General features: G+C 59.0%; 13 protein-coding genes. 7 read left to right on the forward strand and 6 right to left on the reverse strand.

Annotation, left to right across the window (positions count from 1 at the left end):
- The first annotated feature begins 26 nt into the window (after positions 1 to 26).
- The 4 genes from ACOYO3_RS05695 to era are packed head-to-tail and all read left to right on the forward strand — an operon-like array spanning position 27 to position 3,820.
- Entirely contained in the window at positions 27 to 1,046 is a 1,020-nt protein-coding gene (locus tag ACOYO3_RS05695) for a PhoH family protein (protein WP_002525020.1), read from the forward strand.
- Positions 1,043 to 1,510, forward strand: a complete 468-nt coding sequence (ybeY, locus tag ACOYO3_RS05700) for an rRNA maturation RNase YbeY (protein ID WP_002515592.1) — start codon at positions 1,043 to 1,045, stop codon at positions 1,508 to 1,510. Before ACOYO3_RS05695 ends, ybeY begins: the two co-directional genes overlap by 4 nt.
- Positions 1,507 to 2,805, forward strand: a complete 1,299-nt coding sequence (locus tag ACOYO3_RS05705; protein WP_002515624.1) for a hemolysin family protein — start codon at positions 1,507 to 1,509, stop codon at positions 2,803 to 2,805. The genes ybeY and ACOYO3_RS05705 overlap by 4 nt, the downstream gene beginning before the upstream one ends.
- Entirely contained in the window at positions 2,792 to 3,820 is a 1,029-nt protein-coding gene (gene era / locus ACOYO3_RS05710) for a GTPase Era (protein WP_002525019.1), read from the forward strand. The genes ACOYO3_RS05705 and era overlap by 14 nt, the downstream gene beginning before the upstream one ends.
- Positions 3,821 to 3,848: 28 nt before the next feature.
- On the opposite strand, the gene ACOYO3_RS05715 is transcribed toward era, so the two are convergent.
- Entirely contained in the window at positions 3,849 to 5,339 is a 1,491-nt protein-coding gene (locus ACOYO3_RS05715; protein ID WP_002520451.1) for an amidohydrolase, read from the reverse strand.
- Positions 5,340 to 5,540: 201 nt separating this feature from the next.
- Here ACOYO3_RS05715 and leuA point away from each other — a divergent pair, with 201 nt between their 5' ends.
- Positions 5,541 to 7,286: a 2-isopropylmalate synthase gene (gene leuA, locus ACOYO3_RS05720; protein WP_002515536.1), complete on the forward strand. Its 1,746-nt coding sequence runs from the start codon at positions 5,541 to 5,543 to the stop codon at positions 7,284 to 7,286.
- 8 nt (positions 7,287 to 7,294) lie between these two features.
- Here the strand turns inward: leuA and ACOYO3_RS05725 are convergent, their stop codons facing one another.
- On the reverse strand, positions 7,295 to 7,990 hold the full coding sequence (locus tag ACOYO3_RS05725) for an isoprenyl transferase (RefSeq protein WP_002525018.1): 696 nt from the start codon (positions 7,988 to 7,990) through the stop codon (positions 7,295 to 7,297).
- 212 nt (positions 7,991 to 8,202) lie between these two features.
- Positions 8,203 to 8,868 carry a membrane protein gene (locus tag ACOYO3_RS05730; RefSeq protein ID WP_002513779.1) on the reverse strand — a complete coding sequence of 222 codons (666 nt, stop codon included), beginning with the start codon at positions 8,866 to 8,868 and terminating at the stop codon, positions 8,203 to 8,205.
- A gap of 123 nt (positions 8,869 to 8,991) precedes the next feature.
- Here ACOYO3_RS05730 and recO point away from each other — a divergent pair, with 123 nt between their 5' ends.
- Entirely contained in the window at positions 8,992 to 9,732 is a 741-nt protein-coding gene (gene recO, locus ACOYO3_RS05735) for a DNA repair protein RecO (protein WP_002513778.1), read from the forward strand.
- Positions 9,733 to 9,829: 97 nt separating this feature from the next.
- Here the strand turns inward: recO and ACOYO3_RS05740 are convergent, their stop codons facing one another.
- Both ACOYO3_RS05740 and ACOYO3_RS05745 read right to left on the reverse strand, forming a co-directional pair.
- Positions 9,830 to 10,993, reverse strand: a complete 1,164-nt coding sequence (locus ACOYO3_RS05740) for a sensor histidine kinase (protein ID WP_002525017.1) — start codon at positions 10,991 to 10,993, stop codon at positions 9,830 to 9,832.
- Positions 10,994 to 11,046: 53 nt separating this feature from the next.
- A complete protein-coding gene (locus tag ACOYO3_RS05745) occupies positions 11,047 to 11,232 on the reverse strand; it encodes a hypothetical protein (RefSeq protein WP_002519044.1) in 186 nt (61 codons plus the stop codon).
- 343 nt (positions 11,233 to 11,575) lie between these two features.
- Here ACOYO3_RS05745 and ACOYO3_RS05750 point away from each other — a divergent pair, with 343 nt between their 5' ends.
- Positions 11,576 to 12,247 (forward strand): response regulator, encoded by a 672-nt coding sequence (locus tag ACOYO3_RS05750; protein ID WP_002513775.1) that lies wholly within the window; start codon positions 11,576 to 11,578, stop codon positions 12,245 to 12,247.
- Here ACOYO3_RS05750 and ACOYO3_RS05755 read toward each other — a convergent pair whose 3' ends face one another.
- A complete protein-coding gene (locus tag ACOYO3_RS05755) occupies positions 12,248 to 12,664 on the reverse strand; it encodes a Fur family transcriptional regulator (RefSeq protein WP_002519043.1) in 417 nt (138 codons plus the stop codon).
- Positions 12,665 to 12,694: the final 30 nt, after the last annotated feature.

A 12,694-nucleotide genomic window follows, 5' to 3' on the forward strand; every position in this document is an offset into this window, starting at 1 on the left:
CACCGGAGAGAACCCTGACCACGACCTTGCACATCCACAACACCGATACCGGCAAAGAGGGCGCAGCGCGCCGCGTCGTCGCGGTCCCCACGTCGATTCCCATGGTGACTTTGGTCGGGCCCAATGACGAATTCCTCAAACGACTTGAGGACGCCCTTGACGCCGACATCTTGGTACGCGGTAACGAGATTCACCTCGCTGGGCATCCCGCAGATTTGGCCGATGCTGGCGACATCCTGTCGGAGATGATCACGATCATACGCACCGGCCAGGGCCTGTCCGCCGACGACGTCGATCGGGTCGTTGCCATGACTCGCAACGGAGAAGGCCCGGCCGAGATCATGACGGCTGACATCCTCAGTAATCGCGGCAGGACAGTTCGACCCAAGACCCTGAACCAAAAACGGTATGTTGACGCGATTGACGCCAACACCGTCACCTTTGGTATCGGCCCAGCTGGCACGGGCAAGACGTATCTGGCGATGGCCAAGGCGGTGCAGGCCCTTCAGACCAAGCAGGTGAGCCGGATTATCCTTACCCGCCCGGCCGTCGAGGCGGGAGAGAAAATCGGTTACCTACCCGGCACATTGTCGGAGAAAATCGACCCCTATTTGCGTCCTCTCTACGACGCCCTACGCGACATGGTCGACCCCGATACCGTGCCACGTCTTGTCGGTGCCGGAACTGTTGAAGTGGCACCGTTGGCCTATATGCGAGGCCGCACTCTCAACGACGCCTTCGTTATCTTGGACGAGGCCCAGAACACATCATCGCAGCAGATGAAGATGTTCCTCACTCGTCTCGGCTTCGGCTCAAAGATCGTCGTTACCGGCGATATCACTCAGGTCGACCTGCCCGGTGGTATGAAGTCTGGTTTACGAGTGGTGCAGGGCATCCTCGACGGTATCGACGACATTGCCTTCTGTAACCTCACCAGCCGTGATGTCGTCCGTCACCGTCTGGTGGGCAAGATTGTTGCTGCTTACGACGTTGCCTGCGAGTCCCGTGGCGCCAAAAATTCGCGCAAGAATAGGAAGACCCGATGATCGACATCACTAATGAGTCTGGTTCTCCGTCTAATGAGGAGGGGCTTGTCGGCCTGGCGACATTTGCCCTCGACTGGTTGCGTATCCACCCCTCTTCGGAGTTGTCGATCATTCTCGTCGACGAGGAAACGATGGAGGCTTACCACGAGAAATTCATGGGTCTTCCTGGTCCGACCGACGTCCTGAGCTTCCCGATGGATGAGATGCGTGCCCCCGGCGACGACGAGGATCCGCCTTCTGGGCTACTCGGTGACATCGTGCTGTGCCCGACCGTCACAGCTCGCCAAGCTGCTGAGAATGGTCGCACTCCCGACGGGGAGGCGGAATACCTCCTCATCCACGGGTTGTTGCACCTGCTCGGCCACGACCATGCTGAACCCGGAGAGAAGCGCGTCATGTTCAGACTTAACGATGAGATCATCGCGGCATGGGATGACCATCGAGAACAGACAGGTCAGCGGTGACACGGCAAGAATGGATCGTTCTGGCGATCGCCTTCATCTTCACAGTGTTGGCAAGCCTCAATGTGGCCATGGAGACGGCCCTTCAACACATGTCTCACTCCAAGGCCGAGGAGCTTGCTGCCGACGGTAAAGCTGCGCACCAACGAGTACTTGACATGGTCGCCGATCCTGCCCCGTTTATCAACACCGCGATGCTAGTGAGGGTTATTTCCGAGGTGACAGCGACAGCACTTGTCGCGCTCCTTATTTTCGGCCACTTCGACCTGCCCTGGCAGCAGGTGCTCGTCGTCGTGGCCATCATGGTGCTTGTTGACTTCCTGACATGGGGAGTGGCTGCGCGCACTTTGGGGCGCCAACATGACACCGCCATCTGCACCTTCTGGTCTCGTCCTTGGGGAGTACTTGCCCACGTCCTTGGCCCCATCGCGGCCTTGCTTATCCTCATCGGCAACGCTCTGACCCCCGGAAAGGGATATGCCGAAGGTCCCTTTACCTCTGAGGCTGAACTACGCGAGATGGTCGACTACGCCGAGGCTTCCGACCTCATTGAGGCCGGCGAGCGGGAGATGATCCACTCAGTCTTCGAGCTAGGTGACACCCTTACGAAGGAGGTCATGGTCCCGCGTACCGACGTGGTCTATATTCCTCGGACCAAGAATCTGCGTCAGGCGATGTCTTTGGCTCTGCGATCTGGGTTTTCCCGAGTTCCGGTCGTTGGCGAAGGCTTTGACGACATCCGTGGCATCGTCTACCTCAAGGATCTCTCCCAGCGGGTACTCGACAATCCTGACGGTTACGCCACCGAAAGCGTCGAATCGATCATGCGGCCTGCCGCGCTCTGCCCAGACTCTAAGCCCGTCGACCAGGTGCTGCGCGAAATGCAGCGAGACCGTAACCATCTCGTCATCGTCGTGGACGAGTTTGGCGGCACGGCTGGCCTAGTGACGATCGAGGACATCGTCGAGGAGATCGTTGGCGAGATTGTTGACGAGTATGACGCCGAGCCCACCCTCACTGAAGAGATCGAAGACGGCGTCTTTCGAATATCCTCGCGTTTGCCGGTCGATGATCTGGGCGAACTGTTCGATCTTAAGGTCGACGATGACGACGTCGAGACGGTTGGTGGCCTCATGGCCAAGGAACTGTCTGTAGTACCCATCCCGGGATCTGTCATCATCTGGGAGGGGTTAGAGATCACCGCCGAGAAGGCGACCGGTCGCCGTCACCAGGTGGACACCTGCCTGGTAAAGCGGGCCCCCGAAGAAACCCCCGATCAGGAGTATGACGATGAGTGACGACGAGATGCCTTCGTTGGCCGATCTCATGGATGGCGATGACGAGGATATTTCCGACGTTGACTATGTGACCGCCAGGGTAGCTGAATCTACCCGAGCCGGATTCCACTCCGGGTTCGTCTGCTTCGTCGGGCGCCCAAATGCCGGCAAATCGACCCTCACCAACGCCCTGGTTGGTTCCAAGATCGCCATTGCCTCCTCGAAGCCTCAGACCACCCGTCACGTCATCCGTGGCGTAGTCACTGACGAGAAATCTCAGATCGTCGTCATCGACACCCCGGGACTCCATAAGCCACGCACCCTACTGGGTCAGCGGCTCAACGACCTCGTTTTCGACACTTGGACCCAGGTCGACGTTATCGGGGTGTGTTTGCCTTCCAACCAGCGAATTGGGCCAGGTGACACCTATCTTGTATCGGAAATCGCCGAACTTCCTCGTCGCCCCACGCTTATCGCCCTGGCAACGAAGTCCGACCTCGTGTCCAAGGCGCGGATGGCTGAGCATCTGGCCGCCATTGACAAGCTGCAAGGAGAGGTCGGCATCGAGTTCGTTGAAGTCGTCCCGTGCTCTGCAGTCTCCGGCGAGCAGATCGACGAGGTCCGCGACGTCATTGCTTCCCTGCTGCCTGAAGGGCCGGCCTACTACCCAGATGGTGAGGTGACTGACGAACCGACCGAAACCCTTGTCGCCGAGCTGATCCGCGAGGCGGCGCTTGAAGGTGTGCGCGAGGAGCTTCCCCACTCTCTGGCTGTGGAGATTGTGGAGATGGGGCCTCGAGAAGGTCAGCCGGAGGATCGTCCCCTACTGGACGTCTACGCATCCCTCATAGTGGAACGTGATTCCCAGAAGGGCATCATGATCGGTCATCATGGTTCCCATATCAAGCAGGTTCGTACCCACGCCAGGCGACAGATCGCGGCTCTGTTGGGAACGCCAATCCACTTAGACCTTCAGGTCAAGGTGTTGCCGAACTGGCAGTCCGACCCGAAATACCTCAATCGATTGGGGTTTTGAAATATTGGGTCGATGGGAAGTGATGGTCTCACAGTGCTGCGGCCGTCACCTCTCCACCGACGACTGTTAAGTCGCTGGTGAGGCCTGCCAATGCATCACCGGACAGGTCGAAGGGATTGTGGGCCACAGCGATGACGTCTCCTGGTCCGCCCGTGACCACCTGTGTTACGTGACGGGTGCTGGCTGTGATGGCCTGGGACAGAGTAAGAGCCTGCTCAGGGTGCCAGCTTGGGCGCCGGTCACCGGTTCTCTCGACGGCCACGCGGATCGCGCCCCACGGATCGACGGGGGAGACTGGGGCGTCTGATCCCAGTGCTAACTCGGTCCCGGCTCTCACCATGTCGGCGAACCGGAAGCAGCGATCAGCGCGGTCTGACCACATGACGTCGGTGGCGTCCCGGTCGTCGACGAGGTGTAGAGGTTGGACGCTTGCTCGCACCCCGAGAGCTGCAAATCGTCGAACGTCTGCGTCAGTGAGCACTTGAGCGTGTTCGATCGACCCAGAAATCCCGGTCACCTCGAAAGCATTGAGGACCTCTTTGGCCGCTCGGTCTCCTATGGCGTGAGCCGCGCATTGCAGGTTGCCAGTTTTGGCTCGATTTATGAGGTCGACCAAATCCTCTGGCGTCACCGAGTCAATTCCGGCCCCATCAGGACCGGCTCCCGCCGGATAGGAATCCATGCACCAGGCAGTGCGCGTCGACATCGACCCGTCGACGATGACCTTAAGTGGGCCCATAGCTACTCGGCTTGGACCAGGCTTATCAGTGACGGGGGCTTGGCCAGTCGCCAGCCCCTGCGCAATTGCCTCGTCCAGGCGTTCGGGGTACACACTCACCTCGACTCGTAGCGGGCACCGGCCATCAGCTTCGCGCTGTAGCCACGTCTCGACGTCAGTGCTGAACTCCATATCGCGGATGCCAGTGATTCCCAGGCGCGCCGCCGCGGTGCTGCAGCTTCCCACCCAACCATCCAACACGTGAGGGTTGACCTGTGAGAGCTGGGTTTGGACGTCGAAACTGGTCTGTTCGCGCAGAAATCCGTCTCCCTCGATACCGAGTTTGCGCATAGCAGCGGTATTGCACCACGAGGAATGTAGGTCGGCGGAGACGAGGATAACGGCACGATCACCGGTGACGGCGTCAAGCTGACGGGCGTTGGGATTTGAGCCCCATAGCGAGGGACGGAACCCGAATCCCTGCAGAATCGGCTCGTCGCTGCCTTCGCTTCGTTTGACATGGGTGGCAACTTCCTCGAGCACCGTCTCGCAACTCGCGGTTTGGCTAACAAGGAATCTCCGGGACGCCAACGCCCACTGCCCGACGTGGACGTGCTCGTCCCACAGACCAGGCATGAGGAGGCGACCGCCAAGGTCAATACTTCGCACCCGCGCACTGTGGGCCTGCTGCTGCGCTTCGGGACCGAGGGCAAGGACGCGATCCGATAGCAGTACATCGGTGGGCTTGCCCGTCGACCCGTCGGTGAGGTCGAGGATTCTGGCATTGTGAAGCAACAACATTCCCAGATATTCCCACTGACAGCGGGTGATGTCACACGTGAGACGATTTTGAGAAATATCCCATGCTGGGGCGATCGCGGTGTACTGTGACCCGCATGTCGTGCGCGCTTCCCCTGGTGTGCCGCAGCGAGGCCCGTTGAAGGGGCGGCCTCCTTGCTGCGGGTGATTGGGCTGCCCTACACATCACACACGGGAGATACCATGACGCACATTCAGCCCCGTCCCTGCCAGCTGACCAGCCCGATGCCCAGCGGGCGTTATAAACCTTTCGTTCCGCACAAGTTGCCGGACCGTACCTGGCCAGACAAGACCTTGGGCGATGCTCCGCGGTGGCTGTCCACTGATTTGCGTGATGGCAACCAGGCCCTTGTTGACCCCATGACTCCAGCCCGCAAGATGCGGATGTTCGAACTTCTTGTTGGGATGGGGTACAAGGAGATTGAAATTGGCTTCCCCTCAGCTTCTCAAACGGATTTCGATTTCGTTCGGCAGGTTATTGAGTCCGGCATTGTCCCTGACGACGTCACCATCTCGGTGCTGACTCAGGCCCGTGAGGATCTCATCGAGCGCACCATGCAGAGCTTAGTCGGCGCTCACCGTGCCACTATCCACATGTATAACGCAGTTGCCGAACTCTTCCGACGCGTTGTCTTCAACATCGACGAAAAGCAGTGCATTGACCTGGCGCACCGTGGTACTGAGTGGGTCGTCAGGTACGCCGACAAGTACCTCGGCGACGTTGAGTTCGGCTACGAGTACTCTCCGGAGATCTTTAGCCAGACCCGCACGGACTTCGCTATCGAGGTCTGTCACTCCGTGATGGACGTGTGGCAGCCGGGGCCAGGCCGTGAGATCATCCTTAATCTGCCGGCTACCGTCGAGATGGGCACTCCGAACACCTACGCCGACCAAATCGAGTACTTCTGCCGCAATATCCGTGATCGTGAGCACGTGTGCGTCTCTTTGCACCCGCACAATGATCGTGGCACGGCGATTGCGGCCGCCGAGTTCGCGCAGATGGCGGGCGCCGATCGCGTCGAGGGCTGTCTCTTTGGCCACGGCGAGCGCACCGGCAACGTTGATCTCGTCACCTTAGGTATGAATCTTGTCAGCCAGGGAGTTGACGCGGGTATCGACTTCTCTGACATGCCAAAAATCCGCCGCACCGTCGAGTACTGCACTGGACTACCGGTGCCGGCACGCCAGCCCTACGCCGGCGACCTCGTCTTCACAGCCTTTTCGGGCTCGCACCAAGACGCTATCAAGAAAGGTCTGGAGGACCTCGAACGCCAGGCCCAGGAGCAGGGCATCGGTATCCACGAGGTTGACTGGCAGGCCCCCTACCTGACCATCGACCCACACGACGTCGGGCGCACCTACGAGGCTGTCATTCGTGTCAACAGTCAGTCCGGTAAGGGCGGCATGGCCTACCTCCTGAAGACCGAGCACCAAGTCGACCTGCCGCGTCGTCTGCAGATCGAATTCTCCGGTGCAGTGCAGAATTACACCGACGATCAAGCCCGCGAGATCAGCCATGACGAGATCTGGGATCTGTTTAACCGCGAGTACCTGCAGGTGCCCGGCATCAAGTTGGTGAGCCGCATGACGTCCACCGAGACCGGTACCCATCAGCTCACCGCCAACCTTCGGATTGATGGCGAGGACGTTCAGATCCGGGGCGAAGGCAACGGTGCGGTGTCGGCGTTTATCGACGCTCTGGCTTCCCTCGACATCGTCGTGCAAGTGCTCGACTATTCTGAGCACGCCATGACCGCAGGCGGTACTGCCAAGGCCGCCGCATACGTCGAATGTGAAATTGGGGATGGCGAGACCTCGCAGATTCTATGGGGAGTCGGCATTGACCCTGATATCGCGCAGGCCTCCCTCAACGCGGTCGTCAACGCGGTAAACCGCTCCCGTCGGCAAACCTTGGATAGGGAGTCATGATGCCGTGATCATGGGGTGGGGTTGACTTCATAGGGGACGGCCCCACCAAACCTCCGGTCCCGCTTGGCGTATTCCACCACTGCGGCCCAGAGGTCGCGGCGGTCAACGTCGGGCCATAAGACGTCGGAAAATACCATTTCGGCGTAGGCCGATTGCCACAGGAGGAAATTCGATGTGCGCTGCTCCCCGGAGGAGCGCCAAAATAGGTCGACGTCGGGGACCTCGGGCTCGTCAAGGTGAGTACGGAAGGTTTTCTCCGTGATGTGGTCGGGATCGATCTTGCCCTCAGCGGCTAGCCGGGCAATATCACGCACCGCGTCAACGATCTCTGCCCGACCGCCGTAATTGACGCAGAACTGGAGGGTGAGGACGGTGTTATCAGTTGACTGTTTCTCGGCTGATTCCAATTCCTTGATGACTGACTTCCACAGCTTGGGACGACGTCCAGCCCAACGGATGCGTACTCCCATGGCGTCGAGTTGATCGCGACGACGGTGGATGACGTCACGATTGAAGCCCATAAGCCACCGAACTTCGTCGGGCGAGCGCTTCCAGTTTTCGGTGGAAAACGCATAGGCGCTCAAATAGGGGATACCCATCTCGATGGCGCCCTCGATAACATCGAAGAGAGCATCCTCGCCACGTGCGTGACCCTCAGTGCGCCTAAGACCGCGTTGCCTGGCCCAACGTCCGTTGCCGTCCATGACGATGGCGACGTGTTGGGGGATGAGTTCCGGTGGCAGCTCGGGTGGACGAGCTCCAGACGGATGCGGCAGCGGGCCGCGCTTCGGGGGTCGCGGTGTGATTCGGGCCATGGGTCACAGCGTAGTGGCGTCGAGGACGGTAGTGGGGCCGGACTGGTGCCCTCGTGACGGTGACAACGGTAAGTTATCCGAGGTTCAAGGCCTCGATGATGTCACAGGGTCGTCCACACGATGATAATTCCGGAGCCGAGACAGGCGATGATCGAGGCAACGCTCGTCCAATGACTGATACGTTCCCGAGTGCGCCCAGAAATACCGGAGGAATTGGGTCGCAGCCGATCAATGACGACTGGAAGCCATGCCGGAATGAGGACGATCCACCATGAGATAATGAGCGTCAGGATTCTGACGACGAGTGGCAGATCGGCAGTCCCGATGCGCTGACTCGACGAGATGAATAGCGGAATGGTAGTGAAATTCGTAGCCATTCCGAGAGCCCCCCAGGTGAACATGCCGTGGGCACCAGCGGACCGCGGCCCAGAAGTTTTCTTGACTCGAGATTTTTGGACGCGGTGGGATACCCATTTCGTCCGCGCCAGATAGCAGCCGAATAAGAAGAGTAAAACGCCCAGTACACGGTCGACGGTACGTGAGGCCAGCTGACGAGAGGCGAAGTCGGTGGCAGCGCTTCCCAGCAGGCCGAAACTCGTGACGCCGATGGCGCCAAGCACCAGACCTGCCCCAGAGACAAAAGCCCAACCGTGGTTCTGCTTTTGACCGTGAACTGCCGCGTTTGCGTTGAGGATCATGACGGGACTGATAGCAGCAACGAGCACCAGGTACCAGACGCTGCCGAGCAGCGCGACAAAGGAATCCATGGGCGTCTCCTGGGGGGGGGTTCCAACGGTAGTCGACCTGCGATGAACACCTCCTACCCTCTCACAGCGATTCTGTGCAGAGCATGTTTCGGCTGCACGCCATACGGGGAGACAATAGGTGTCATGCCCACCTACCGTGACCAAGCCGTCGTTCTGCGCACGCACAAGCTAGGTGAGGCTGATCGGATCGTGTCGATGTTGTCGCGTGAGCACGGCAAGATTCGGGCGGTGGCACGAGGGATTCGACGCACCTCCAGCAAATTTGGTGCCCGTCTGGATCCGTTCAATCTGGTTGACCTGCAGTTGGTTCAGGGACGCAATCTCGACGTCGTCGCCCAGGTGGAGTGTTTGCATCCTTACTCGGCGCCGCTGCGTCAGGACTATTCTCTGTTCACCGCGGCTGAGGTCATGGTGGAGGCTGCCGACCATCTGGTGCCGGTGGACCGTGAACCGGCCCCGGCACAATACCGATTGTTGGCAGGAGCTCTGCGGGTGCTCGGCCAGGGGACGACGGACGGTCCACGGCCACCCGAGATGGTGCTGGACTCTTACCTGTTGCGCTCTCTTTCAGCATCCGGATATGCCCCGGATCTGGTCGACTGTGTCCGGTGTGGGACACCTGGGCCGCACCAGGGTTTTTCGCCCAGTTTGGGGGGCGTGGTGTGTATTAATTGTCAGCCGCCCGGAACTCCTCATCCGCACGAGGAGACGATTTCGTACCTGCGGGCTTTGCTGGTGGGGGACTGGACTGCGACGCGTGATGTTGCGTGGTCGAGGGTTCGGGAGGGGTCCGGACTGGTGGCAGCATTTGTGTCTTGGCATATGGATCGTGGTTTGCGGTCAATGCCCCTTCTGGAGCGTTGATCGCAAATCAGTTGCACTACGAGCGGCCTTCGGCATACGGAGCTCAGCCCTGATTCGTCTTTTCGGTTGGCGTGGCGCGTCAATTGTCGTTCCCGGGTCAGGTCTCACGAACTGGCTTTGCGCGTGGAATACGGGCATTAACCACCCACCAACCATTGCGCAGACCGATAGAGATCTTGCCACGAAGAAGAGAGACGCGCTCCTTGAGACGAGCAATACCCATTCCAGTCGATCGAACGGGTTCTATCTCCGGGTCGGTGGTGGGGTTGGAGACGGTTACTACGACGTCGTCCCCTTCATCCATGACGGTGATCCTGGCGGTAGCGGGACCGTTGTGCTTGATGACATTGGCAGTGGATTCGTCAAGTATTCGGTTGATGGCATCGGAGACGCTCACCGGCATTGGAGCGCACGCAACCGACGACTCGACATGCCAGCCGAGCGTTTCCAGCCGCGTGACCATAGCGGCCACCGTAGCCTCGACGGAGTCCTCGTGGGTGGGAGAGGAGATGAATGGAAGGTTACGGTTACGCAGCACTAAGAGTAGACGCTGAAGATCGTCTAGGGCAGCTCTAGACGTGTTTTCGATCGATTTGGAGGCCGTGATGACGTCCTCATTGGCGGTGTTGAGGCGTAAGGAACCTGCCAGCATGGTGATGACGGTGAGGTCCTTGGCAACGACGTCGTGGAGCTCGGCCGCAAGCTGTTGACGTTCTTCTTCGCGGGCATGCGCTGCCTGCTGAAGAGCGTCGGCAGCTTGTTCCTCGGCCTGTTCGCGGCGGTTATCGAGCCAGCGGAAAGCGGAGCCGAATCCGATGCCGATTGCGCAAGCAAGGCATGCCACCAAAAAAATGGATACCCAGCGTTCCGTATAAACGGCCGCCATAGCAGCGATGACCGTGGCGCCGATAATCAGCGGAATACAATGGCGCTTCAGGCCATGCTGGCTAGCTAAGAAGGCGAGCACAACCAACAGCGGAATGCTAAACGCTATGTCTCCGGCGATGGCGCTGCTGACCAGGCCAACGAGAAGCAACAATTCCTGTACCAGGGGATGCTTCCAACATAAGAGCGCGGCCATACTAAAGACGTATACGACAACCATCCAGACTGTCGCACTGTCGCTCCGGTGAGTTACGACAGCTACACGTAGATCGTCCAGCCCGGACAGCACCAATACGGCGATGGTAATAGCCGTAACGACAGTGGTTCGACTGCTCTTTTTGAAGATGAAGCTACGGCCAGGCGAACCACTATTCATTAGATGCGTTCTCCGCGTGTTAGACAGCCCATGCATTGGGCATAGGCGCGGGATCAGTTAAAACACCAGTCGGGGTAGAGGGTGCAAAGGCCGTCTATGATTCCCTTAACATGGGCCTTGGGTTGCGTATTCACAGCGTTCTGAGTGGGGGCGGAGTCAGTGGTGGCCTGAGCGGGGACGGCGACCGAGAAGGAGCTGATTGCTAAGACAGCCACGATGCCGGTGATGATCTTCTTCATGGGCACAATGTATCTCCTTTGAGGGGCCCTCCACAACGGTCAGGCAAAAGTGATGCGAGGAGGCTAGCACGTGCAGAGAGTAAGCCGCAGGATGCGCCGGTTGGCTGATCATCTGGCCAGATGGTCGGCCTGACCATAGACATTTGGTTACCGGTAGTCACGTTGCTAACCCGCTGCTGCTATACAGACTGCTGCGGCATGCGAGGATGGGAAGTAATGTGAGGTTGACAAGATACTTCGCGTCGCAGGCGTTATATGTCTGATCGTTGGCGCCGCGCGATCACCGTGGGTGAGGAGGTTCACTTGGGCTCAGCAGCGCCCAACGTGAGTGTAAGGAGGAGTGATGTCAGTTCGACTCGTGGTTACTGACGATCATCCGATCATGAGGCAGGCTCTTGCCGGCTATTTCTCTCGTGTTGAGGAGATGGAGGTTGTCGGCCAGGCCACTAATGGTCGTGAAGCCGTTGAGCTTGTTGATCAGCTATTGCCCGACGTTGTCCTTATGGACCTCAAGATGCCTGAAATGGACGGTCTCACAGCTACCCGAATGATCGTCTCGCGCCATCCTTCGGTCCGTGTTGTTGCCCTGACGACTTTTGCTCGTCGGGATATCGTCGTTGAGGCCATCCTTGCTGGTGCTGCCGGATACCTTCTGAAGGAATCTGAGCCGGAGGCCGTTATCGCAGGGGTTCGCGCTGTCATGGCAGGTCAAGTGACAGTGTCTCCGGAGATTGCCCGAGGTGTTGTTGAGGTCTTTTCAGCTCGGCCCTGTGGTGGGGGGTCTCATCAGATTGATTTGACTCCGGTGAAATTGTCTGATGCTGATGACGACGTTCTGAAGCTTCTCGCCGAAGGGTTGTCGAACGCTGCCATCGCAGATGAACTATGTCTCAGCGAGTCCGCGGTTAAGCAGCGTCTTGGTCATCTAGCAAAGAAACTGGGAGTGCGTAGTCGTCTTGAGGTTCTCGTGAGAGCATGCGAGCTGGGCTTAGTCATCCCCCGGCTGCGTCGCTGATTACGACACTGACCTGGTGTGCACTGCGGAGCACTCCGAACAGATTCCGAACAATTCCAGTTCGTGGCCGGTCTCGCTGAACTCATATTTCGCGGCGATATCGCGAGTCCAATCCTCCAGGATTTTCTCAGGCCCAATTTCGACAGCCTTGCCGCAATTGCGGCATACCAAGTGATGGTGGTGCGCTGAGGAACAACGGCGATAGGTCATTTCGCCGTCTTCAGCGCGAATGGCATCGAGCTCTCCGTCCTCAGCCATCGTCTGCAAGTTCCGATAGACGGTTGCCAGACCAACCTGATCTCCGCGGTTGCGTAGCTGATCATGGACCTGCTGGGCGGTGAGGAAGAACGGCTCGTCGTCAAACAGAGCACGAATGGCAAGGCGCTGTTTGGTCGTGCGCCGCCGATTCTCCACCATGATCACCTCACTGCCGGGGGTCGAACTAGG

The organism is Cutibacterium sp. KBN10P07758, from assembly GCF_050286205.1.
Classification (GTDB): Bacteria; Actinomycetota; Actinomycetes; order Propionibacteriales; family Propionibacteriaceae; genus Cutibacterium; species Cutibacterium acnes.